Annotated in this window: 23 protein-coding genes and 1 tRNA gene; 16 read left to right on the top strand and 8 right to left on the bottom strand. The window is 68.0% G+C overall.

The window, feature by feature from the left end; genetic code table 11:
• Positions 1–399 precede the first annotated feature (399 nt).
• On the top strand, positions 400–1,311 hold the full coding sequence (locus OHA77_RS00715; protein WP_406315304.1) for a 1-aminocyclopropane-1-carboxylate deaminase/D-cysteine desulfhydrase: 912 nt from the start codon (positions 400–402) through the stop codon (positions 1,309–1,311).
• Here OHA77_RS00715 and OHA77_RS00720 read toward each other — a convergent pair.
• The 3 genes from OHA77_RS00720 to OHA77_RS00730 all read right to left on the bottom strand — a co-directional run bounded on the left by OHA77_RS00720 (position 1,309) and on the right by OHA77_RS00730 (position 3,667).
• A tRNA-Ile gene (locus tag OHA77_RS00720) sits at positions 1,309–1,382 on the bottom strand. The two genes, OHA77_RS00715 and OHA77_RS00720, sit on opposite strands and share 3 nt — an antisense overlap.
• A gap of 84 nt (positions 1,383–1,466) precedes the next feature.
• Positions 1,467–2,360: a phosphotransferase family protein gene (locus OHA77_RS00725; RefSeq protein WP_406315306.1), complete on the bottom strand. Its 894-nt coding sequence runs from the start codon at positions 2,358–2,360 to the stop codon at positions 1,467–1,469.
• Positions 2,357–3,667 (bottom strand): hypothetical protein, encoded by a 1,311-nt coding sequence (locus tag OHA77_RS00730; protein WP_406315308.1) that lies wholly within the window; start codon positions 3,665–3,667, stop codon positions 2,357–2,359. Before OHA77_RS00730 ends, OHA77_RS00725 begins: the two co-directional genes overlap by 4 nt.
• A 522-nt stretch (positions 3,668–4,189) precedes the next feature.
• Here OHA77_RS00730 and OHA77_RS00735 point away from each other — a divergent pair.
• The 12 genes from OHA77_RS00735 (at position 4,190) to OHA77_RS00790 (ending at position 12,646) form a co-directional block, all read left to right on the top strand.
• Positions 4,190–4,510, top strand: coding sequence for a hypothetical protein (locus tag OHA77_RS00735; protein ID WP_406315310.1), 321 nt, complete (start codon positions 4,190–4,192; stop codon positions 4,508–4,510).
• Between the two features lie 223 nt (positions 4,511–4,733).
• The gene (locus OHA77_RS00740; protein ID WP_406315312.1) at positions 4,734–5,063 is read left to right on the top strand and encodes a hypothetical protein; all 330 of its coding nucleotides are present in this window, start codon (positions 4,734–4,736) and stop codon (positions 5,061–5,063) included.
• Positions 5,064–5,160: 97 nt separating this feature from the next.
• A complete protein-coding gene (locus tag OHA77_RS00745; protein ID WP_406315314.1) occupies positions 5,161–5,478 on the top strand; it encodes a hypothetical protein in 318 nt (105 codons plus the stop codon).
• A 304-nt stretch (positions 5,479–5,782) separates the two neighbouring features.
• Positions 5,783–6,223 carry a 6-pyruvoyl trahydropterin synthase family protein gene (locus OHA77_RS00750; protein ID WP_406315315.1) on the top strand — a complete coding sequence of 147 codons (441 nt, stop codon included), beginning with the start codon at positions 5,783–5,785 and terminating at the stop codon, positions 6,221–6,223.
• Complete coding sequence (locus tag OHA77_RS00755; RefSeq protein ID WP_406315316.1) at positions 6,220–6,945, top strand: 7-carboxy-7-deazaguanine synthase QueE; 726 nt, start codon at positions 6,220–6,222, stop codon at positions 6,943–6,945. Before OHA77_RS00750 ends, OHA77_RS00755 begins: the two co-directional genes overlap by 4 nt.
• A 154-nt stretch (positions 6,946–7,099) precedes the next feature.
• On the top strand, positions 7,100–7,645 hold the full coding sequence (gene folE, locus OHA77_RS00760; protein WP_406315318.1) for a GTP cyclohydrolase I: 546 nt from the start codon (positions 7,100–7,102) through the stop codon (positions 7,643–7,645).
• Complete coding sequence (locus OHA77_RS00765) at positions 7,645–8,466, top strand: hypothetical protein (protein ID WP_406315319.1); 822 nt, start codon at positions 7,645–7,647, stop codon at positions 8,464–8,466. Before folE ends, OHA77_RS00765 begins: the two co-directional genes overlap by 1 nt.
• On the top strand, positions 8,463–9,536 hold the full coding sequence (locus tag OHA77_RS00770; RefSeq protein ID WP_406315321.1) for a hypothetical protein: 1,074 nt from the start codon (positions 8,463–8,465) through the stop codon (positions 9,534–9,536). Before OHA77_RS00765 ends, OHA77_RS00770 begins: the two co-directional genes overlap by 4 nt.
• Before the next feature lie 20 nt (positions 9,537–9,556).
• Entirely contained in the window at positions 9,557–10,252 is a 696-nt protein-coding gene (locus OHA77_RS00775) for a dTMP kinase (protein WP_406315323.1), read from the top strand.
• Positions 10,253–10,285: 33 nt separating this feature from the next.
• Complete coding sequence (locus OHA77_RS00780) at positions 10,286–11,209, top strand: DUF2797 domain-containing protein (protein ID WP_406315324.1); 924 nt, start codon at positions 10,286–10,288, stop codon at positions 11,207–11,209.
• Positions 11,210–11,267: 58 nt separating this feature from the next.
• Positions 11,268–12,110, top strand: a complete 843-nt coding sequence (locus OHA77_RS00785; RefSeq protein WP_406315325.1) for a class I SAM-dependent methyltransferase — start codon at positions 11,268–11,270, stop codon at positions 12,108–12,110.
• Positions 12,107–12,646 (top strand): NUDIX domain-containing protein, encoded by a 540-nt coding sequence (locus tag OHA77_RS00790; protein WP_406315327.1) that lies wholly within the window; start codon positions 12,107–12,109, stop codon positions 12,644–12,646. The genes OHA77_RS00785 and OHA77_RS00790 overlap by 4 nt, the downstream gene beginning before the upstream one ends.
• A gap of 20 nt (positions 12,647–12,666) precedes the next feature.
• On the opposite strand, the gene OHA77_RS00795 is transcribed toward OHA77_RS00790, so the two are convergent.
• Positions 12,667–13,197, bottom strand: coding sequence for an NUDIX hydrolase (locus OHA77_RS00795; RefSeq protein WP_406315329.1), 531 nt, complete (start codon positions 13,195–13,197; stop codon positions 12,667–12,669).
• Positions 13,198–13,276: 79 nt separating this feature from the next.
• Between OHA77_RS00795 and OHA77_RS00800 the strand changes: the two genes are divergently transcribed.
• The gene (locus OHA77_RS00800) at positions 13,277–14,527 is read left to right on the top strand and encodes a hypothetical protein (RefSeq protein WP_406315330.1); all 1,251 of its coding nucleotides are present in this window, start codon (positions 13,277–13,279) and stop codon (positions 14,525–14,527) included.
• On the opposite strand, the gene OHA77_RS00805 is transcribed toward OHA77_RS00800, so the two are convergent.
• Positions 14,502–15,059, bottom strand: a complete 558-nt coding sequence (locus OHA77_RS00805) for an NUDIX hydrolase (protein ID WP_406315331.1) — start codon at positions 15,057–15,059, stop codon at positions 14,502–14,504. The genes OHA77_RS00800 and OHA77_RS00805 overlap by 26 nt on opposite strands.
• A 496-nt stretch (positions 15,060–15,555) precedes the next feature.
• On the opposite strand from OHA77_RS00805, the gene OHA77_RS00810 reads away from it, so the two are divergent.
• The gene (locus OHA77_RS00810) at positions 15,556–17,478 is read left to right on the top strand and encodes an ATP-binding cassette domain-containing protein (protein ID WP_406315332.1); all 1,923 of its coding nucleotides are present in this window, start codon (positions 15,556–15,558) and stop codon (positions 17,476–17,478) included.
• A gap of 783 nt (positions 17,479–18,261) precedes the next feature.
• On the opposite strand, the gene OHA77_RS00815 is transcribed toward OHA77_RS00810, so the two are convergent.
• The gene (locus OHA77_RS00815) at positions 18,262–18,618 is read right to left on the bottom strand and encodes a DUF2809 domain-containing protein (RefSeq protein WP_406315334.1); all 357 of its coding nucleotides are present in this window, start codon (positions 18,616–18,618) and stop codon (positions 18,262–18,264) included.
• A 613-nt stretch (positions 18,619–19,231) separates the two neighbouring features.
• Here OHA77_RS00815 and OHA77_RS00820 point away from each other — a divergent pair.
• Positions 19,232–20,587, top strand: a complete 1,356-nt coding sequence (locus OHA77_RS00820; RefSeq protein ID WP_406315336.1) for a serine/threonine-protein kinase — start codon at positions 19,232–19,234, stop codon at positions 20,585–20,587.
• A gap of 73 nt (positions 20,588–20,660) precedes the next feature.
• Here OHA77_RS00820 and OHA77_RS00825 read toward each other — a convergent pair whose 3' ends face one another.
• Positions 20,661–21,332: a TetR family transcriptional regulator gene (locus tag OHA77_RS00825; protein ID WP_326822592.1), complete on the bottom strand. Its 672-nt coding sequence runs from the start codon at positions 21,330–21,332 to the stop codon at positions 20,661–20,663.
• On the bottom strand, positions 21,329–23,092 hold the full coding sequence (locus OHA77_RS00830) for a bifunctional sugar phosphate isomerase/epimerase/4-hydroxyphenylpyruvate dioxygenase family protein (protein ID WP_406315338.1): 1,764 nt from the start codon (positions 23,090–23,092) through the stop codon (positions 21,329–21,331). The genes OHA77_RS00825 and OHA77_RS00830 overlap by 4 nt, the downstream gene beginning before the upstream one ends.
• Positions 23,093–23,101 lie beyond the last annotated feature (9 nt).

Here is a 23,101-nt window from a genome sequence, read left to right on the forward strand (position 1 = left end):
CGACCTCGCCCGGCGCCACAGGGTCGGCCCGACACACTTACCAAGATCACAGATCATCGCGCAGGCGAATTCCGCTGATCTCAATCCCGTACAGGCCCTAGAACTGGCCACGGCCGAGCTCGGAACCCTGCGCGCGGAACGCGACCGGCTCAAGGCGGGAACAGCCCAACTACGGGAGGTCGAAGCAGAACGTGATCAGTTGCGAGAGGTACTGAAAGCATCTGAAGAGGAACCGAAGGCGGCACTGCAGGAGAACAGCACTCCGCTCAGGGAAATGACACGTAACCCGGAACGATCAAGGTGACACGGAGCGCGGACTCAGAGGAGCGCCCAGCTCACGGACTCGCCATGTGACATTGGAACGCGGATCCTACACCATGAGCTTGACATCCTGAAGACATGAGCCACCTGAGGCACGGCCGGCACGAGCCAGCGCAAGCCTCACCGCCCCTGACGGAACTCCTCGATGCGCGCCTTGCCCGCGCGGGGGTGCGCCTGCTTCTCAAACGCGACGACCTGATCCACCCACTCCTGCCCGGCAACAAGTGGCGCAAGCTGCAACACAACCTGACGCGAGCCGCTGAGCTGGGTCATGAGACTCTGCTGACCTTCGGCGGTGCCTACTCCAACCACGTGCGGGCCGTCGCCGCAGCCGGCCCCCTCTGCGGGTTTCAGACCATCGGCGTCATCCGCGGCGAGGAGCACCAGCCGCTCAACGACGTCTTGACCTTCGCCGCCGACTGCGGGATGCGACTGACCTACATGGACCGCGCCACCTATCGGGCCAAGGACACCGTGCCTGTCATCGACGCGCTCCGGCAGGAGTTCGGGCCCTTCTACCTGCTGCCGGAGGGCGGCAGCAACGAGCTGGCCGTCCGTGGTTGTGCGGAACTCCCCGCGGAGATCGACGTACCGTTCGATGTCATCTGCTGCCCGGTCGGTACTGGGGGCACGCTCGCGGGCATCGCAGCCGGCCTGAACGTCGGTCAGCGGGCGCTGGGTTTCTCCATCTTGAAAGGGGGTCAGTTCCTGGCCGACGACGTCGCCAGGCTCCAGGCCGCGACCTACGGTGAGGTGTCGGCCAACTGGTCGATCGCCTACGACTTCCACGCTGGCGGGTACGCCAAACGCAGCCCCGAGCTCGACACGTTCATCGACGACTTCGCCGAACGGCACGCAATGCTGCTGGAGTGGGTGTATGTGGCGAAGATGATGTGGGGGATCTTCACCATGGTTGAGCAAGGCACCTTCATGCCAGGCACGGTGATCGTCGCCGTAGTGACGGGCCCGATGAAGACGGGATCGGAGTAGGGCGGGAGGGACTTGAACCCCCGACCATCAGATTATGAGTCTGTTGCTCTAACCAGCTGAGCTACCGCCCCGAGATCGTGCTTCATATTTTGTGATGCTACCGGCGAAGATCACGAACCGGTAGGGAGCCATCGACCCAGGTCAGCTCCGCGATATCATGGCACTGGCGTCCAGAGCCATGGGCGCGACCCGCGCTCGCCGCGCAGGCACGCCAACCGCAGCACGATCTCGTCATGCCGCGCAGGGTTCTCCGCGGCCACTTGCGCGGCCATGCACGTCATCCGGAACTCACGGATGTCCCGCAGGACCTCGAACCCCGCCCACGCCGTCACGTCGTACCCGTACGCTCGCACGAATACCGCGTAGTCCTCGACACTGATCCCGGCCAGCGTGAACGTCTTCACGGCCGTGGAGGTCAGGTCCCATTCCGGGGGTCCCACTGAGCAACGCTCCAAATCGAGAAACACCACGCGATTCCCGGCGCTGACGACGTTCCCGATCCAGGCGTCACCGTGCACCACGCTCTCGGGCAGAGTCTCGGGCAAGGCCGCGTACCGAACCGCCAAATCCGACAGATGGGCGCGCATCCACGCCCGATCCGCCTCCGACAGCGTGACCGCCCGGTCGATCCGCTCGGCCAGCCGCACGAACGGATCCAGCCGACCGATGTTGAATCCGGTCGGCGGCGGCAAATCGTGCAGGCGCCGCAGCGCGGTAGCCACCTGTAGCGCGGTGCCCTCCCGATGAGGTGGCAACTCCTGCCACCAGGTGACAGCCCGGCCGTCCACGTCGACAGGCTGCGCAACATCTGGCAATACTCGGACGGCATCCACGCCGCTGGCTTCCAACCAACGCGCCACCGCCACCTCTCGCGCGGCCGCGGCCAACTGGCCGGAACGGGCGATGCGGGCGATGATCCTGTTCGGCAGCCGGTAGAGGGCGTTCTCGCCGAGTCGCATCAGCTCGGCCTTGGCGACGTCGATCCCGGCACGACGGCCAGCGGTATCGAGAACTGCTCTGGCGGCCGTCTCGGCGCTGACCTGGGTCATGCCTTGACCGCCGCGGCGATGCGGTGCCGCAGCTCGGCGACGGGCGTGCGCTTATCGTGGGGGCGGGCAAGCCGGGACAGTTCCCGCATGTCGTCTTGAGCACGGCAGGACCGCACCGTGCCCGCGTCGATCACCGCGCGAGCGCCGATCGCTGCGGCCTCCTCGGGGTCTCCGGTCGCCATGGTGAGCGAGGCGAGCTTGATGCCGCTGATCGCCCGGGACCGGACGTAGGCGGCACTGTGCCCCGCCACCGCGCTGGCCAGCCGCGTAGAAGCTTCCCCGATGAATCGGCCGTCAATGGCGAGGTCGTACAGGGCGTGCCCGGTGTCGCCGGCGTGCTGAGCGGCGTCGTAGTAGCGCATCCAGGGCGGTTCCTCACCCGGTCGAATCCGAGCGAACTGGTCGTCGGCGTGCCCGATCGTCTCCAAGGTCTCCGGCACCATACCCAGCTTGCCGAGGGCTCTGGCTCTGGCCGACAGCAGCATGGCGCGTTCGGCTGGCGTCAGCCGATCTGCCCGTACCATGGCGAGCTCAATAAGGGTGAGCCCGTTGTCGGCGTCCCCGCACCAGATGGCTTGCCGCGCCATCGAGGACAGCACCTTGGCCCGCAGATGCCAGTCACCGGCTTCCTCCGCGCAGGTAAGCGCGAGCCGGAACATCTTGCGGGCGTCGTCGTGCACGTAGGAGTCGAACGCCATGGCGGCGGCAACCTGGCCCAGCCAACCCACTGCGACGAACAGCTCGCTGCGCAGCCTTGGCGGGCAGCGAGCCTGCTCAAGCAGGGCCACGGAGTAACGCAGTTGCGCGGCGACTGCCTCTCGCACCAGGCCGCCGCCGTAGGTGTGATCCCACGTGAGGAAGGCGCTGGCCATGTGCTTCAGTTCGCGGACATCGTTGGCCGACACTTGAGCGGGCAGATTCGCAGGTTTGGCGGGCACGAGTTCGGCGAGCGGGAGAGCCGCAGCCATCCCCAGAGCAGCGGTACGGATGAACGTTTGTCGATCCACACTTATCACGGTAACGGGCGGTCTGGCTCGTTGCGGTCGGGCAAACCCGAGGTCCTTGTCCTGTGTGACGCCGAGGATGGCACGCAGCGCTGCCCGGCAATCGGCATTGGGCCAGCGTACGAGACCGCGCTCCAGCTTGCCGACGTAATTGGCCGTCCACGTCCCCACCCGGTTCTTCTCGTTCAGCATCCAGGCGTTGACCAGGTCTGCAAGGTCCTGCCGCGACGCGGGTTCCCCTGGCGCTGACGGTGACGGCACGCGTTCACGCGCCTGCTGCAGGAGCACGTTGGGTTTCGCCACAGCCCACCTCCTCGCGGGCATCGTCGCACGGCGAGGCATCCGGGGGCCCGCGAATCTGCCCTCAATCTGCCCCTTGACCGCCCCACTCGATGGCGTTCCCAAGCGCTCGCTATGACTCCAAGGTGAAGAGGACTCCTCACCGCACGTAAGGACGATGCCAGATGCACGCACTCGAAGCGGAACCCCATCAAGCTCCGCGCCTGCCCGGCCAGACCGCCGGGCCCGTCCACCTGGCTCACTTTCCTGGTATCGCTCGACAGGGACGCGACGTGGGCGCGCGTCTCTTCCTTATGACGGCCATGAGCGTGGTGGCCGAGGGACACGTCGCGAACACCATGTGGAAGGCACTCGCTTGGCTCGCCAGCGGTGGGAGGAGCTCCCCCTCACCACATCGCCGGTCGTGTCGCTCCGCAGCGACGGCGAGCCGACTGCTGGAGGCTAAGGATGACTGACTCCACCTTGGCGACTGTCTGCTCTCCCGCTGTGGCACGCGAACCCCTACAACGTTCGGAACGGATCTTGATGGGCACCGTTGACCTGCCTCCTGCCGTGCGGATGGCCTTGAACCTCACCACGGTGCTGGCGAGAACCCACGGCATCGTCGCCGACCTGCACGGGTTCTTGCTGCACGGGGAGGCGCTGATCTCCGTCTGCGCGGGCCTGGTCGTCCGTGCGAGTACCCACCGGTACCAGTGGGTCGTCCCCGGCTCCGCCTACCGCCGTGGCCGGCCGTTGTGGACGTACGCAAGCAGGCCGGCCCGCGCCGCCGCTCGGTTGGCTATCGAGTATGAGCAGCTCCGTACCCAATCCGTGACGGCCACCGTCCTCAGGGCCCGCTGCTGACCGACGACCTACTCACCTCGGTTGCCCGGGGGAATCGTGCGGGTGCAGGCCCCCAGTACCTCCCCGTCGACAGACCTGTGGCAGGCCCTTCGCCCTTACCTCGGGCCCGCTCGATACCCAGCCTGCGGGGCCACCAAGGGTCTGCCACTCCGAGCGGCCTTGGGACGCGTCAAGAGGAACACCTCCCGGGGCCACACCCCACCAACATGGAAGGAGCCCGGTCGTGATCCCCTATCCCGGCACACCGGCAGCTAATCGATTGAACGCGATCACGTCCCGGCAGGTCGCGGTCGTCGCACTCCACCGCCTACAGAAGCTGCTCCACACCCACAACATCTACACCGCGATCGCCTACGACGACGAGCAGCCGCAGCTGCGCGCCAAGAGCGATCTCACCGTGTGGGGTGACCCGGAGGGGCTGACGTTCTTCTGGTCCACCGGCCCGGAGCGACGCGCTGAGCGCGGCCCGGTTGCCGAGTTGGAGAAAGTCGCGCAGCGCATCGCCACTCAGCTCGCCGAACCAGTAGAGACGCCGGCGACGGCGGCGCTGTGAGACCGGTGCGGCGGCCTGCTGGAGCCGACCAGCGGGTGGGTACCCACGGGTCGCCGCGCCGCTCCACCCCCTCGGCCCCTTCCCGAAGGAGACAACCGTGAGTCCGCCCGACATCACGCCAGCAGGTGACCGGCTGATCGAGGCCACCAGACGCCCCCCTTCCGGCCTCGTCATCCAGCGCCTGCGCACCGCCCTCAACACCCACGAGATCTACCCGTCCATCGTCTACGCGAGGGGAGTGCCCCGCCTGGTGATCAGCGGCAACCTGACCGTATGGACCAACCACGTCGGCACCGTCATCTACTGGGGCACCGACCCCGACAAGGAGCCCGCCGGGCAGGCGCCAAGCAGTGACCTGATCAAGGCCGCGCAGAAGATCGCCGAGCAGGTCTACACGAACTCGGCGACGCCATGAACCCGTGACGGCACAGTGATCACCCTCCCGTGCCGTCACGCCAGAACTCCCGCGAGCGGTGGTGCGTACCAAGGGGCCGCTCGCGGGGGCAGATGCGACCACACGACACCTCAACCCCTGTCGTGAGCCATTCGGCCGGTCGCAGTGGTGTCCCGCTTTGACTCCTCCTCCGAGCGGGACACCACCCCCTCCGAGAGCGCCGTAGCAGACCGATAAGGAGGCAACGGCAGTGCCAGAAAACGATGCTGACCAGCAAAACCGGTCGGCCCCCGCCCTCACGCCGCGGCGGAAAGAAGAGCCAGCGGTGAGCGGACATCAGGCCTCTGCAGGGGCACCGCACGGCAGCGACGGCCTGAACGGCTTCCATGTCGAGATCAGCAAGCACTTCACCTTCGAGGCCGCCCATCATCTCGGCGGGCTGCCCGAAGGGCATCAGTGCGGCCGCCATCACGGACACAGCTACCGCGTTGAGGTACGGCTGACCGCAGACAAGCTGACCGGCCCGGGATTCATCACCGACTTCGGTGAGCTGGAGCCGTTCGCCGCCTACATCAAGCAGAGTTTCGACCACCGCGACCTCAACGAGGTGCTGAACGTCGAACCGACCTCTGAACTGCTGGCGGTGCACCTGGCGCGATGGTTCATCGAGCACGTGGAACCGGCCATCCCCGGCCGGCTGGTCGCGGTCGTCGTCAGCGAGACCGCGAAAACCTCCGCCACCTGCACGGTGAGCGAGCGAAAATGACCAGCCTCCTAACGGTCCAGGATGCAGCCGGCGAGCAGTTTCTCCTGGTGGCCGAGTGCTTCGGACCCACCCTGCAGGGTGAGGGGCCCAGCAGCGGCCGGCCCGCCAAGTTCGTGCGCCTGTCGCGGTGCAATCTGTCCTGCACGTTTTGCGACACCCCGTTCACGTGGGACACCTCCCGATTCGATCTGCGGCAACAGACCACGCGCATGTCGGTCGCGGACGTTCTCGCCTGGGCGCTGAGCAGTCCGGTCGACCTCATCGTCATCACCGGCGGGGAACCGCTGCTGCAACAGCTTCCGCTGGTCACATTGGTTGGTGCCTTGCTGCGGGCAGGACGGCGGGTGGAGATCGAGACCAACGGCACCGTGCTGCCGCATTCTGACCTGCTGGTCGACGGGGTGCGGTTCAACGTCTCACCCAAACTCGCCAACGCGCACCTGCCCCAGCACAAACGCATCGTCGGCGACACGCTGACCGTACTGGCCGCCAGCGGCCACGCGTTGTTTAAGTTCGTCGCCTGCGACCTGGCCGACCTGGAGGAAATCAGCCAACTGCAGGAACGCTTCGCCCTGCCGGACGTGTGGGTGATGCCGGAAGGCGCCACACCGGAACAGGTCATCACGCGGGCCCGGCTGCTGGTCGACGCGGTGATCGCGCGCGGTTGGTCGCTGTCGCTACGCCAGCACGTCCTGCTGTGGGGCGACGAACGTGGCCGATAACCGGCCACCGCTCCGCACCTCCTGGCCCAGCCCCTGGAAGCGAGGAAGAAACATGACCACGAACGCTGTGCGCTCCCCTGATACGGCGCATCCCGACCGAGCCGTTTCACAGCCGGCCCATGACGTACCGGGCTCGACGGTAGACACGCCCCGCGTGAGCGAGCTCGTCCGCGAACTGCTCATCGCTCTCGGAGAGGACCCCCACCGCGAGGGCCTGCTCAACACGCCGGCCCGTGTCGCGGCCTGGTGGCGCGACTTCCTGTCGCCGGACCCCTCGGCGATGGCGACGTGCTTCACCGAAACCCACGCCAGTGACCAGTTGGTCGTGGTCGGAGGGCTGAACGTGTGGTCCCTATGTGAGCACCACATGCTGCCCATGAAGCTGGACGCGCACGTCGGCTACCTCGCCGACCGCACCGTCCTGGGGTTGTCGAAGTTCGGCCGGATCGCGCAACGCCACGCCGGGCGCCTCCAGGTGCAGGAGCGCTTCACCCGCCAGCTCGCCGACGAGGTAGCCGCAGCCATCGGCAGCGAGGACGTGGCCGTCACAGTGCACGGCGTGCACCTGTGCATGAGCATGCGCGGCGTCCGGATGGAGGCGGCCCGTACCACCACGCTGCACACAGGCGGCCGCTTCCGGACCGATCCGGTCCTCTCGCAGCAGTTCCTCACCGTTGCCGGGCAGTGGAGGGCCGTGTGATGGCCCAAAGCATCGACTTCTCCGTCGTCGCACCGCCCGCTTACCTGGACGCCTTCGTCGCCCAGGACCCGGCCCGCGTTCACCACGTGGCCGCCCAGCGGGTCCTGTGCGACGAGACGTACCGGGCGTTCTTCGCCCTTGAGGCCGAGCGCGGCGCGGACATCATCGTCGACAACGGGGTCTTCGACCTCGGGTGCGCCCTGCCGGCCGCTGATCTCGTCGAAGCCGGGCGCGCCGTCGGGGCGGCGGAGATCATCCTGCCTGACGTCATGCGGGACGGCCCGGCGACTCTCAAGGCGAGCGAGCAGGCCGCCCGGGAGATCCGCGACCGAGCCGGAGATGACTTCCGGCTATGCGCCGTCCTGCACGCCGCGGACGACGAGGAGTGGCTGCGCACGTACGACGCGCTCGTCTCCAGCGATTACGTCGGTGCCATCGCCCTGCCTGCCTCCCGGCGCCCGGACCCCGACGGGCGGCTGTGCCGCACCCGGTGGGCGGCCACCCGCTACCTGGAAGACCGCGGCCTGGTTGAGGACCGGATCGTCTACCGGCTGCTCGGGCTGAGCCGGACCGGACACCTGGAGCTGGTTGAGCAGCGCGAGCACGAGTGGATCGCCTCCGTGGACGGCGCGGCCCCGGTCATCCTCGGCGCGATGGGCATCGCCCTGCTGCCCGAAGGTCCGTACGAGAAGCCCAGCACGCCCCGTATCGAGAAGCTCGGCCCGATCCCCGAGGACCGCTTCGACCTGATCCGGCGGAATATCGCCGTCGTACGCGAGGCGGCCGGCAGCAGCGTGCAGATCGCGGAGGTCTGCCCGTGAGTCTCCAGCCTGACCCCCTCCTCGCCAACCCCGCGCACGAGCACGTGTTGCTGCGCGCCGCACCGATCACGGTCAACGGGCACACCATGGGCCCGGACAGCCTGCTGCGCTACCTTCAGATCAAGGTCCACCACCTCATCCAGGAGCACCCCTGGGACGGCATCCGGATCGTCGGGAGCTACGACCGGGCGGCGGTGGTCTCCCGGCACGAGAAGACCGGCAAGCTGTTCAACTGGCAGCGCCCCACTGCCGAGATCCACGGCCGCGAGCTGGTGCTCAAGGCGTTCCCCGGCGTCGACTACGTCCACCACTACGCCCTGATCATCGCCACCTACCTTGCGATGACCGGCCGGCCCGCGAACACCATCACCTACCAGCCGCCGAAGGCAGCCGCGTGTGAGGCGGGGATCGACCGGCTCGACCTCGACCTGGACGGCGATCTCGTCATCGTCGGCTGGGCGCTGGAGCGCCTCGCCCCGGCCGGAGGCGCCTGGCAGCGCGGCCCAGGCTACGCCTGGCAGCGCACCGTCGTGCACAGGCGGCCGGTGATCTACCTCGGGTTCGAGCACAGCATCTGGGGCGACGTGGCCGGCCGGGTCGTCACCCGACTCGCCCGCCTCGGTGCCCGCGACGTCGTCTACGTCGGCAAGGTCGGAGCGCTCGCCCCCGAGATCGAGCCGAACACGCTGCTCGCCACCGGCCGCGAGAGCCTCATCGACGGCGAGCTCGTCATCTGGGACGACTTCTTCGGCGATGTCGCCGTCGCTGAGGCCGGGGTGCACAGCGGCGTCCACGTGACGTCGCCGTCGATCCTGCTGGAGAACCGCGACTGGCTGACCAAGCACGCTGAACACGCCTTCGTCGACCCCGAGATCGGTCCCATGGGGGCCGCCGCGAGCCACGCGGGGATCGGGTTCGGCTACCTCCACGTCATTTCCAACAATCTCGCCCGCCGCTACCCGGCGGACCTGTCCAATGAGCGTCACCGCGATGTCCTGCGGCGACGTGCCGTCCTGGTCGACCGGATCCGTGACATCATCGCGGCCCGCCTGGCCTGCCGCCTGATCTGACTACCTGGAGGAAATCGACCATGACGGTCGAAGCGCGCCCCGCCACCCTTGCCCGCGGCCGGGAGATCACGGTCACCGGTATCGACGGGGCAGGCAAGTCCACCCTCGCCGCCCGACTGCACCAGGCCCTGAACGATGCCGGACACCCTTCGATCCTCATCGGCAAGCACAGCACCGCCGTCCCCATGGACGCGGAGCTGTCCGCCTACCTCGACCGGCTTAACGAGGTCGTCTACCGGCGCGACACCCGCGTCGCCCAGGCCTGCGGTGATCACTACTGGCTGCTGGCGTTGGCCGCCTGGTACACCCTCCAGGACAAGCTCGTCATCCAGCCCGCGCTCGCCGCCGGTACCCACGTCGTCCTCGACAACGCCCACCACAAGATCCTCGCCCGCTACGCGGTCAACCCCGGCGTCTCCACCCGCCTCGCCGAACAGGTCTTCGCCCACCTCACCGAACCCGACCTGGTGATCTTCCTGCGCGTTGGCGCCCGCGAAGCTCTGCTGCGCAAGGGAGAGTTCACCTCCCTGGAGACCGGCCATTCCGGCAGCGGCGACGAGGACTTCATCCGCTACCAGAACACCGTCCTCGCCCAACTCCAGGAGCAGAGCGAGGACGGCGGCTGGCTGTCCCTGGACGTCACCAGCATGGACCGCGACACCGTGTTCAAGACCGCGGCCGGCACCCTCGCCGACCGCCTCCAGCTCACCATCTGATCCCGCCCGTCCCATCCTCGCGAGGAACGCACCATGCCAGTGCCCATGCCCGACAGCGGCAAGTACATCTGCCACGGCATCACCTGGGCCACCGGGGACCCCCGGCTGCTGCTCGCCCCGCTGCCCGGTGGGCCGCTGACCTACGCCGAGTTCATGAACCGGCGCCTCGGCTTCCGCGTGACTGGTACCGGCCGGTGGTGCACCGGCCGATACCGGTTCGCCGACACCGTCCGCGTCGAAGCTGTCGCTTGCCCCGACCGCGCACCGGCTGTCCAGAGCGGGCAGTGCACCCGGTGCACGGGGCAAGACGATTTCCGCTTCGCCCACCAGTTCCACCAAGGTGGCCACGCCTCCGCAGCACTCCAGCGGTACATGGCTCAGCCGCATTGGCTGTACGCGGCGACCTTCGCCGATGGCACCACCAAGGTCGGCACCGCAGCCGAGCCGCGCAAGCGCTCCCGCCTCGACGAACAGGGGGCGTTGTTCGCGACCTACCTGGCCATGAGTCCAGACGGCCGCGCCGTGCGCTATCTCGAAGATGCCCTCACCCGCCACCTGGGCATTCCCCAGACCGTTCGGGCCGCGGCCAAGCTCAAAGCCTTGAGTGACCTCGCCGACTTGCCTGCCGCCGAGGAAGCCCACCGGCAGGCCGTCGACCGCGCGGCCAAAACGCTCGCCGAGTTCGGCACCGCGACCGCCCTGGAAGCCTGGTGCCCGCCGGACGAAGGCAACCGTCTGCGCCACGCCGACGGCGCGCGGATGCTGTACCCGCACGAGGTGAACGAGGGAGAGCACGGCTTCACCCCGCTCTCCTGCATCGGCTCCCAAGTCCTCGTCGTGTTAGACAGCGACGACCTGGGCTACCTGCTGGACCTCGGCACGCTCAAGGGACGCCGCATCACCCTCGGCGGCGCGTTCACCTCGCCCGGCGCCGCCGTCCAGGCCTCCCTCTTCTAACCCCCGGCCCGCCCCCGCTGCGCCGAGCGGGCCCATCCCCTGCGAAATGAGGCACACCATGCCCCAGGATGCGCTCCTCGGCTGGGACGAGAACACCACCGCCGAGGCGTACGCGGCGTTCACCCGCGCCCACCCCATGTACAGCTCCACCAGCCGCGACCTCGCCCGCCGGGCCCACCTCGCCGACAGCCGTCTGGTAGTCGATCTGTGCGGAGGGACCGGCGCGACCGCCGAGGCGATCCTCGCCCTGGCCCCGGCCGACGCCCGGGTTATCTCCCTCGACAACGCGGTCGCCATGCAGCGCATCGGCCACCGCACCCTGACCGACCCGCGGCTGTCATGGGTGACCGCCCCGGCCGAGGACCTCGCCCAGCATGCCCCGGTCTGCGGCGTCGACGCCGTGGTGTGCAACTCGGCGATCTGGAAGACGCACACCCCGGCGGTGTTCGCCGCGGTTCGCCGCGTCCTGCGGCCCGGCGGCCGATTCGTCTTCAATGTCGGCGGCGGCTTCGCCGACGTAACCCACCCCGACGAGCAGACCGGCCGTACCAGCCCTTCGCTGAACACGCTGATCCGCCAGATCGCCGCACGCGACTACGGATACGCCCCGCCTCCGACAGCTGACCGGAACCGCCCCAAGCTGTCGCTGGAGACCATCACCGAGCAGCTCGCCGCCGCCGGGCTAACCATGGTCGACGCCGAGGTCACAGCACAGCACAGCACCATGGCGGAGAAGAAGGCGTGGCTGTCCATTCCCGTCTTCGCCCGCCCGACCGGCGACTTCACTCACGCCCAACGTATGGACATCCTCGCCAAGGCGTACGCCCAGACCAATCCCGACGCGCCGACCGTCACGAGCTGGCTCGTCGTCGTCGTCCAGCAGCCCGGGAGCCGGCCGTGACCCAGCCGCTTTCCGATGCCGTCCCCGCGCCCTGCGACCACACCAGCGTCGGCGTGCTCATCTCCAGCACAGTCGGCCTCCTGGTCTTCGAGCGTGCCACCTCACCGGTCGGGATTGCGCCTGTCGCCGGACATATCGACGCCCATGGCGGCCCCGAGCAGGCCGCCATGAACGAGGTTACCGAGGAGGTCGGCCTGACCGTGACCCGCCTCCACCTGCTGCACGAAGGCTGGCGGACCAACCGATGCCGCAGACCCACGGATGGCACTGTCGGCCACCAGTGGACGATCTTCGAGGCCCAGACCTTCGGGCAGCTCCACCCTTCGGCCCACGAGGTGCGCGCCCCCCGGTGGCTGCACCCCGACGAGGTCCAGCAGTACGCCCAGCGCACCGCCGCCTTCGCCGCCGGACAGGTCACCGCGGCTGAGTTCGAGGCCCGGCCGGGACTGGAACCGGTCTGGGTTCGTTTCCTCCACGACCTCCAGCTCGTCACCATGCCCGGCGAGGCCCTCGACCAGATCGACGAGGTGATCTGATCATGTCCTGTAGCCGATGCTCAGCGCGCTCCGACAGCGCGGGCGGCCACCAGTCGGGCCACGTGCGACCGGATCCGGGCGCGATCCTCGGGAAACACCGACTCCCACTCCTCATCGAGGGCGAACCAGCGCGGCGGCTGCCCGCTCTCCCCGCCCAGCGGCACGTCGAGACCGGCGATCGCGGCGTACGACAGACCAAGCGTCGGCGACCAGTCCGAGCGGTAGGAACGCACACAAACCGCGGCCGGCACGTCCAGCAGTTCCGCGTGCAACCCGGTCTCCTCAACCAGTTCGCGTGCTGCTGCGGCGCGAGGGGTCTCTCCCGGCTCGACCTTGCCACCGGGCGGCACCCAGCCGCGCACCCGGTGCTTCACCAGCAGGACATGCCCGAAGTCCGGATCGGTCACCCAGACATCCGCCGCCAGCGGCTCCATCGGGTGTCGACGCGCCTGCTCCAGCCAGACCCGCGCGCCGTCGAACTCAAAAGCCGCCAGGCCGGCATCGACGGCCGCGGCATTCAAGATCGTCTCTTCGTTCTCGCGGTGGATCACCCCGTACACCTTATGTCGCTGCCTCCGTACGGGATGCCAGCCACCGACACGAACACGACTCCGGAAAGAGCGGCCCACCATGCATCGTGAAACGGCCCAACGCAGGGCCTGGATCGTCCTGGGCGGAATCCACCTGCTCAACCAGACCGCGCCGCGTCGGCCGGACGACCCCATCGTCCTGGTTCAGGTCCCACCCCAGGAAGTGAGCACTTCCCCGACTACCACCGTAGTCGTCCGCTGGGACACGCTCGGCCCCTGCCCCGTCCGCCCGCTGGCCTCCTCCGGCGACGCGCTCGCACCGAACCGAGAGATCGACGGCAGCGCCCTGTTCCCCGACGCCATTGCCGGCCCCGACCTAATGGCCATGGCTGGCCCCACCGCGGCTCCCGGCCTCGTACCGCTGTGCTACCTGGCGCAACAAGCCAGCGGCTACCACGCCTTCGCCCAGATCCGCTTCCACCCCGAAGACGCCTGCTTCATCCGCACCACCCCCTTGCCGATTGGCGATGGACCAGTGGAGGCCCTGCGCTGGTTGGACCCCGCACTCGAGGCCCACGCCTCCGCGGTACTCCGCCTCAACAACCACAAGCGGTACTTCCGGACTCACTTCGCCGGGACCGAGCTGGAGCACAAGTACAACCTGACGCCGGGAACGGACATCTGGGCGGCCGCCATGGAGTTACTACGGGCTCTGCGTCACGGCGTCCTGGAAGGCTGCCGACCGGAGTACCGGGATGAGTTCCAGATCTACTTCACCGAGAACCACCTCTTCGACGTCACCGGCCCCGAGGAAGAACTCGGCTACGCCTCCTTCATCCGGACGGTGGACGGCGGTCACGTGTTGAAGCGGAAGTGGTATATGGAGGACACCTTCGCGCGCCGCGAGCAGCTTTCTGCCGGCGTGGACGTTCCCCCAAGTAACTTTGAGGAGTATCTGCGCGAGGAGATGGGCCTTCAGGTGCGGGCCATGCCGCCCTTCCGTCGCGTCCGCTACGACATCCAGTGCGAATCCATGGTCACCGGCCACATCTACGGCATCTTCCTCGATCGCTGTTCACTTCTTGCCGCACCGGATGTGGTGCTCTCGCAATGCGAGCTGGAATACCGGCGCTCGCGCGACCTTTTGGACCACGATCAGGACAGGGTGCTGGCAGAGATGGAACGCATCAGCCATTGGCTCCAGGACTACCTCACCGCGCACGAGCTGACGCAGGAGCGCACCTACTACTCCAAGCGCACCTTCCTCCGCGATGCAGTCGCCGCTCGGCCTGACCTCTGCCGACCGGAGCGTTCGACGGGTCCGATCAATCGATCCGGGCCGGTGCGCTGACCGCTCGCGCGATGCGGTGCCCGACAAGGCGCTCGGCCGCATCGAGCGAGTACCAGGCGGCACCTGTCACCTCGGACTCCTGGATGCGCCCCACGTCCGCATGCGCTGTCACGAAGGAGTACCCGATGTCGAGGTGGTAGTGATCCGGTTCGTCCTTCTCCGGTCGTGCCGGCACCCGGCCGTACTCGACGTAGATGGGAGTCTGTGATGCTGGGAAGACCTGGCCGGGGTCAACCCCGGTCTCCTCCGCCAACTCGCGCGCTGCCGCGTCGATCAGTGTGGCATCGGTCGGCTCAAGGTGACCTCCCGGCTGCAACGTGATCCCGTACGCGCGGTGCTCGATAAGCAGGATCTCCTCACCGCGGACCAGTAGCGCACCGACAGTCACGTGCATCGGAAAATTCCGCCGCGAGGCGAAATCCCCTCCCCGAGACAGCAGTTGCACCGGCTCAGCCAACAGCGTGGCCTCGTCCGGGTAGCGCTTGAGATAGGCCGATAGCGCGCTCGAGATGTCCGAGTCACTGATCGCCACGAGGCACCCCCACACCAGCCGGAGAGCAAAGCTCTCCATGACCGATTGCTCTGATGTGAGCGACGAGCATTGGCACAGTCAGCTCCTTAGAAAGCGCGTGGCGTACGAAGGGGTTGGCACCTTACAAGTTGGGCCCGACCGGTGCGCGCAGGCCACGCCGGACAGGCACGGCAGGCGCCCGCACTCCGTTTAGGGCGAATCGGCCGGAAGCTGGAGGACCGCAGTCTCCCGCCCGTGACCTGCGAAGCGCCGGAGGTCACGTAAATGTCAGTGCCGTCTGAGACGTTACGCACAGCGCACATGTGAGAACTGATCGTCACTGCGATGAGAGGTGATGCGTCCATGCAAACCTGCGGAACCGTAACGGAACTCCGCCCCACCACGCCGCCGAACCGCGCACCCCACAGGGCAAGACACACCGACCTCGCCGACGCGGCCACCGCGTGTCCGGCCCGCAGATACACCCTCCTCCATCCCCGAAACAGGAGCCGCCGACGTGGCTGACGAGACGGCCGTCACCGACACCGCCCCCCAAAAGCAACAGCACAGCGAAGAGCTGACGTTCAACTTCAACGGCGGGGACAACACCGAATGGGTGGATCACCTCACCTGGAGGCGTTTGAGCCGACGGCTACCGCACCTGGTCCGCCGCTCCTACGCCCTGGCCTGGGCCGTGGACCGGCGTTCGGTGATCGTCCTGCTGGTCTGCCAGGTGATCTCCGGCCTGCTGGAAGCGCTCGGCCTGCTCGCCACGACCGCGGCGCTCGGTGCGCTGATCCAATCCGCCCACGACCCTTCGCGCCTACGCACGGCCCTGCCCTCGATCGCGGTCCTGGCCGCAGCGGCCGGCCTTCGCGCGGTTCTGGGCATCGCCATCCAGGGACTGTCTCGCCGGCTGGGCCCACGGATCGCCAGGGAGGCGGAATACCGCATGCTGGAGGCGGCCACGAACGCGGAGATGGCCGCCTACGACCACCCCGGGTTCAATGATCGCTGCGACAAGGCCGACCGGGGCGTGGAGGTCAGCCAGGACATGATCGGCCAGTCGCAGAACCTGGTGGCCTCCCTGGCCACGTTGGTCGCCGCGGCCGTGGTCATCACCGCGCTGGCGCCGATCCTGCTGCCGTTGCTCCTGCTGACCGCGGTTCCGCAAGCGCTGGCATCCATCGCGGGTGAGCGGGTCTCCTACCTGGCGATATTGAAAACATTTCATGAGCGGCGGATGCTGAGCATGCTGCGCTGGCACCTGACCCACAAGGAGCAGGCCGACCAGATCCGCACCGACACCTTCGCGCCGTACCTGCTGGACAAGTACCGGGCCAGCGGCGTGCGGGTGGACCGGGTCAACGACCAGGCCGCTTGGCAACGCGTCAGGATCAACGTCGTGGGGTCCGCTGTCAGCGGCCTGGCCTCGGCCCTTATGTGGGCCGGGGTGATGGTGCTGCTCGGCACCGCGACCATCAGCGCCGCAGCCGCCGGCACCCTGGTCTTCGCGCTGCGCTCGGCCTCCAGCGGACTGTCCGGCATCGTCGGATACGGCTCAGAGCTGATGCGCACCGGCCGCTACCTCGACGACTGGGAGGCGTTCGTCCAGGAGGCGGCCGGGCAACGCCTGGATCGCGGCACCATCGTGCCGGACCGCCCCCGGCATGTGGCGCTGCACCAGGTCACCTACCGCTACCCCGAAGCCGACAGCGACACTCTGCACAAGGTGGACTTCGAGGTCCGGCAAGGCGAGATCGTCGCCGTGGTGGGCGAGAACGGCTCCGGCAAGACCACCCTCATGAAGCTGCTGTCCGGGCTCAACCTGCCCGCCTCTGGCGTGGTCACCTGGGACGGCGTCAGCACCCGTGATCTGGACCCGCACGCCCTGTGGAAGCAGTGCGCGGTCGTCCCGCAGGAATTCGCCCGTTGGCCGATGACCGCCCGCGAGAACATCCACCTCGGTCAGCCCCGGCCCCAGGCGGATGCCGCCGTACGGCACGCGGCCATCGCCAGCGGCGCCGACGCGGTGATCGAAGTGCTGCGCAGCGGCCTGGGCACGCTGCTGGCCCGTGAATGGTGGGGAGGCCAGGCCTTGTCCTCCGGACAATGGCAGCGCATCGCCGGCGCCCGGGCGATCCACCGCGACGCCGGCCTGCTGGTGATGGACGAGCCCACCTCCGACCTGGACGCGCGCGCCGAGCACCGGATCTTCACCGGGCTGCGTGAACTCGCCCGTGACCGGGCGATCGTGCTGGTCACCCATAACCTCGCCAACACGATCGTCGCCGATCGAATCGTGGTCATGGAGCGCGGGCGCGTGACTGCCAAAGGCACATTCTCCGACCTGACCACTCGCCCCGGACTCTTCCGCGATTTGTGGCTCTTGCAGCAAGACCGCGCAGATCCCTCCGTACGAGAGGACTCCGCGCGGTGAGCTGAGGCTCACTGTTCACGCTCACCACGCCTTGGGCCCGTAGTATCCGCCGGAAAGTCGGCGGATACTACGGGCCCTTACTGTTTGGTGGGGATGGGCTCACCCCCACGGGCGTGGGGAGGACAGCCACGCCCCCCAGTCGTCGAAGTGAGCGGCCGGCTCACCCCACGTGCGTGGGGAGACCGGAGGTTGCGGTAGAACTCCGCGCGGTCCTCCGGCTCACCCCCACGTGCGTGGGGAGGACCTCTACGGCGCCCTGAATGAGGCCGCTCACCGCGGCTCACCCCCACGTGGGGGTGAGCCGCGCCCCATGAACGCCTGGTGCGGGCTCGCGCGGTCCTCCCCACACCCGTGGGGATAAGCCTGAACCGTCCCGGCGTACCCGGGGTCCAGCCAAGGTAAGCCGAAAAGCCGCAATGCAAGATCAACAGCGCCGTGGCCTGCGCGACGAGGAAGGCCCCATCGGGGGTAGGCCAGCGGGCAAGCTTCTCGCCGGGCTTGCCGTATCGCGAAGGGGGTTGTGCGTTCCATAGGCGCGTACACGGCATGCGTTACAAAGGTGACCTGCAGAAACACCAGGTTGATCTTTGTGCATCACGAACGTACGTTTGTGTCACTTAACGATCATGCGTTGTGGCTTTCCGGCTTACCTTGGCTAGACCCTATACGGGCCGGACCTCGTCCTGCTCTGTAACAGCTGGCCGCCGCGCAGGACGAACCCGATGACCTCGCCGCTGTGGGGCATCCGTACCGTCAGCGTGCCGGTGGGGTGGAGTCCGAGAGTCAGCCGGTCTGATCACCGGATCGGACCAATCGGCGTTCCCAGGCCAGGGCCGCGACCACACCGATGGCATAGGCGACCAGGTCCCATGGGTCGGGGAACGCGCCGACCAGGACACCGCCGATGCCCGGCGGGGTCATGCCGACTATTTGGTAGAACTCGACGGCGGCGGCGGCGATCGCGGCCGTGGCCAGGGTGCGGCGTGCGGCGGTGGTGCGCCACAGCAGCCCCAAGAACGCGTAGACCAGCATGGTGGCGCCGACGTCGCTCACGTAACCGCGGATGAACGGTTGTCCCGGACCCCGGTAGAAGAGGACGAACGCGCCGACGGCGAGGGCGACGCCACCCAAAAGGACCATGGCACGGCGCATGAGATTGACATCTTCTCCGAATCTCAACGATCAGGACGAACCTGATCATAGAGCTCGTCCCTTATGGCGGCATGCTGATTGCGGCAGGTCAGCGACCGCGGTGGAGTGCCATGGCGACGGCATGCCAGCACGCTGGAACGTAGTGACGATCCATCCGGAATGAGGCCCGACCAGATGAAACAGTGACCCTCCCCTCGTACTGTGGAGGTGAGCCGGTAATCAGATGGTGGCGCCACTGCTTCTGCCGTCCTCCCCCACGCCCTTGGGGGTGAGCCAGGTGTCGATGCCGAGGCTGACCGATCGGCATCTTGGGTTATTGGTCTCTCTGCGCAGGCCAACGTGCGATGATCTTGTCTGGCGCGTCAGGCACGTCCAAGAGGCGACAAGACCGCGATGTGGGCCGTCTCGCCGGGCATGCTCGGTCGGGTGAAGCGGACCAGGTCGGATGAAGCGGACCAGCCGGGGTCACCACCTGTAGATGATGCGCGATGACCGCTGCCTTCGCATTGCGCACCAAGTGCAGCAGAACGGGCATGCACCGATGACGGTGGCTGTAGCCTGATCAACTGTTCGTGCCAAGCACGATGGCAGGAGACGGGGCATGACTTCGAGGCTGGCCGGTGACGTGGTCGGTGGCCGCTACCGACTTGCCGCCGAACTGGGGTCCGGTGGTTTCGGGCGGGTCTGGCGGGCGCGTGACGAGACCCTCGACGTGGACGTTGCGATCAAGGAACTGCGACTGCCGCCGGGGATGCCGGAAACCGAACGAGCCGAGCGGCTGGCGCGCGCCACGCGCGAGGCCCGCACTGCCGCCCGGTTGCGCAAGCACGACGGCATCGTCGCGATCCACGACGTCGTCATCGACGACGGCCTTCCCTGGATCGTCATGGAACTGGTCGACGGCTGCTCGCTGAGCGAGCACGTCAAGAAGCACGGACCTCTTCCGGTGGGCAGGGCCATCGAAGTCGCCGTGGCGCTGCTGAGGGCGATCGGCGCAGCACACCGGGAAGGTGTCGTGCACCGCGACATCAAACCGGCCAACATCATGCTCGCCGAGAACGGGAAAGTCCTGCTCACCGACTTCGGGACAGCGGTCCACTCCACCGACACCGCACTGACCGCCACCGGGATGTTCATCGGCTCGGCGGAGTACACGGCGCCCGAGCGGTTGCGCGGCAGCGACGGCCTTCCCACCGGGGATCTGTTCTCCCTCGGCGTGACCCTTTACCAGGCCGTCGAGGGCGTCTCACCGTTCCGCCGCGATACCCAGGAAGCGACGCTGGCCGCAGTACTACTGGAGGAGGCCCCGGCGCCGCAGCGGACCGGGCCGCTCACACAGCTCATCACCCGGCTCCTGGACAAGGACCCGGGCCGTAGGCCGACGGTCGACGAAGCACTGGCCATGGCAGGTGACATCGCGGGTGAGCAGCCCGCAACCACAGTCCGCCTGCGGCGCGACACCAGGATCCTCCCGGCCCGGCCGAAGAAGTGGCAGCCGTTAGGTGTTGCCGCGCTGGTGGTGGCCATAACGGCGATGGCGGTCATAACGGCGCTCGGCGTCGCCGGGCTCCCCGATGCCGGCGAAACCTGGGAGCACTTCGAGCACTACGGGGACAACACCGTGGTCAGCCTCGCCGTATTGATCGCCGCCGTTGCCGATGTCGTTCTCGCCGGCTTGGTGTGCGCCGGTTTCGCGCGGTTCCTGCCGGCGAACGTCGGCAAGACCGTCACCGCTGTCGTCGGTGTCGCCGGGCTCGTCTTCGGCTGTGGCGCGACTGCTTTCGCCTTGCACGGCGCCGGCGAGACCTTCCGGAGCGCGATGGAGCTCTCCGGGCGGGAGTCCGCGGCAGTGTCGCTGGCCTTGATCAGCGTCGTCGTCCTCGTCGCTGTCGGGTCGGCCTGGAGCTCGCAGCGCCTCGATCGACGCGAAACGCTCAGATGTCGGACACGATCATGACGTGTACCGTCCGGATCCGTACGCGGCATCGGCCGACGACCGGGAATCCGGGCGACGGACGGACCGAGCGGTGTCACGTCGTGGCGGTCGGCGCTGAGTGTCCTTCCCCGCGTAAGTAGCCGACGACCATCTCGCCGACCATCCGGCGCAGCCTGGCCCGGTGCTCGGGCGCGGTCATGTCGCGGCCGAACAGCGCGCCGAACGTGTGCTGGTTGGCCACCCGGAAGAAGCAGAACGAACTGATCATCATGTGCACGTCGACGGCGTCGGCCTCGGTGACGAAGTCGCCGGACTCCTGGCCCGCGTCGAGGATGCGTTCGATGAGGTCGAGCACAGGGGTGCCGAGACCGGCCAGCACCGGCGACTTGCGGATGTGCTCGGCCCGGTGGACGTTTTCGATGGCGACGAGCTGGATGAAGTCGCGGTGCGCGTCGTGGTGGTCGAAGGTCAGCTCGGCCAGCGTGCGGATGGCCTCGACCGGGGCCAGATGCTCGACGTCGACCGTGCGCTCGGCCGCACGGACCTCGGCGTACGCCTTCTCCAGCACGGCGATGTAGAGCCGTTCCTTGCTGCCGTAGTAGTAGTAGATCATGCGCTTGGTGGTGCGCATACGGGCGGCGATCTCGTCGACCCGCGCGCCGGTGTAGCCGTGGCGCGCGAACTCGTGCTGGGCGACCTTGAGGATCTCCGCCCTGGTGCGGTCAGCGTCCCGCCGGCGTTCGGCGGTGGCGGGCTGCGAGGTCATTCGCTCATCTTAGGATGGCCCGCATGCTGTACGGCGAGCCGGATCGGGGCGTTGACGGCGCCGTAGCCCTGATAGCCGCCGATGCGCTGAACGATCTCGAAGAAGACGCGTCCCACGGTGACGGTGTACAGGTGCAGGAACTCGCCGTGCTCGTCCCGGTCGTACAGCACGCCCAGCCGGCGCAGCTCGGGGTCGACGTCATGGCGGGCCTCCAGGTCGTCGTAGTAGTTGCCCGGGATGGGCAGCAGCAGTTCCGGATGCTCCGCGCGCAGCCTGCGGGCGACGGCCGGCAGGTCATCACTGGCCAGGGCGACGTGCTGCCACGGGGTGTCGCCCGCACCGACCTGGGCGATGTTGAGCACCATCCGCACCTGTTCGGCGGCACCGGCTGCTGCGCCGGACGCCGGCATCGTGGACATCGCCTTGCTGCGCAGCAGGCCGTAGGGGTCGGGCAGTTCCAGGCTTTCTTGTGGGTGCAGGCCCAGCACGCTGCGGTAGAACAGCGCGGCCTCGTCGAAGTGGTGCCAGGGCTGGGTGAGGGCCACGTGGTCGATGCGGGTGATCTGCCCGGGGACGGTCTGGACGGCGCCGAAGTCGCCGAGCCAGGTGGTGTCGCAGAAGAAGATCTCGGTGCCGTCCGGGGCGGCGATCGCGTCCAGCGGGGCGTCCTGCGGGGCACGTTCGCGTGGGAGCACGGGTGAGAGCAGCGTCTCGGCGTGTTCGACCGCTCCTGCGGGGTCGGGACTGTCCAGGCCGATGGCGATCAGAGCGGGGTCGGCTCCGGTGGCGTTGAGCAGCAGCCGGGCCTCGCCCTGAGTCCACAGCTCGACCGGTTTGCCGGCGTGGGAGCCGGTGGGGGCGAAGCCGAGCGCGCTCAGCACGTCGCCCAGGGAGTCGGTGCCGGCGAGTTCGGCGAAGGCGAAGCCGGTGGGTACTGCGGGATGCACGGCGCCGTGCAGGGTCTGTTCCAGGGCGATGAGCGAGCGCATGCCGTCGCGGGCGGTGCGGGCGGTGTCGGCCTGGCGGAAGTGGTCGTTGAACACCTCCAGCGACAACGGTCCGGTGTATCCGGTGTTCAGTACGTGGCGGACCAGGCCGGCGAGGTCCAAGGTGCCCTGGCCGGGGAAGCAGCGGTAGTGGCGGCTCCACTGCAGCACGTCCATGGCCAGCAGCGGCGCGTCGGCGAGCTGTAGAAAGAAGATCTTCTCGCCGGGGATGGCCTCGATGCCGATCGGATCGGAGCCGCGCGACAGGATGTGGAAGCTGTCCAGGCAGGTGCCCAGGTCGGGGTGGTCGGCCATGCGGACGATCCGCCAGGCGTGCAGGTACTCGTTGACGTGCCGCCCCCAGGCGAGCGCCTCGTAGGCGATACGGATGCCGTGTTCGGCGGCCCGCTCGGTGAGTCGCCGCAGCTGCTCGGCGGCGAGGCCGTCGTCGTCGATCGCGGCGGGCGAGACGTTCGAGCAGACCAGCAGCAGGTCCGCGCCGAGGCGTTCCATCACCCGGAACTTGTGCTCGGCCCGCTCCAGGTTCGCCGCCAGCACGGGGGCGGGCACGGCCTCGAAGTCGCGGAACGGCTGGTAGAGGTCGATGCCGAGGCCGAGGTCGGCGGCGCGGGCGCGAATCTCCTCGGGTGGGTGCGGACAGACGAGCAGGTCGTTCTCGAAGATCTCCACGCCGTCGAACCCGGCGGCGGCGATCGCGGTGAGCTTCTCGGTGAGGGTTCCGCTGACGGAGACGGTGGCGATGGACGTGCGCATGGCTCCTCC

Source organism: Streptosporangium sp. NBC_01639 (assembly GCF_045209755.1).
In the GTDB taxonomy this organism is placed as follows: Bacteria; Actinomycetota; Actinomycetes; order Streptosporangiales; family Streptosporangiaceae; genus Streptosporangium.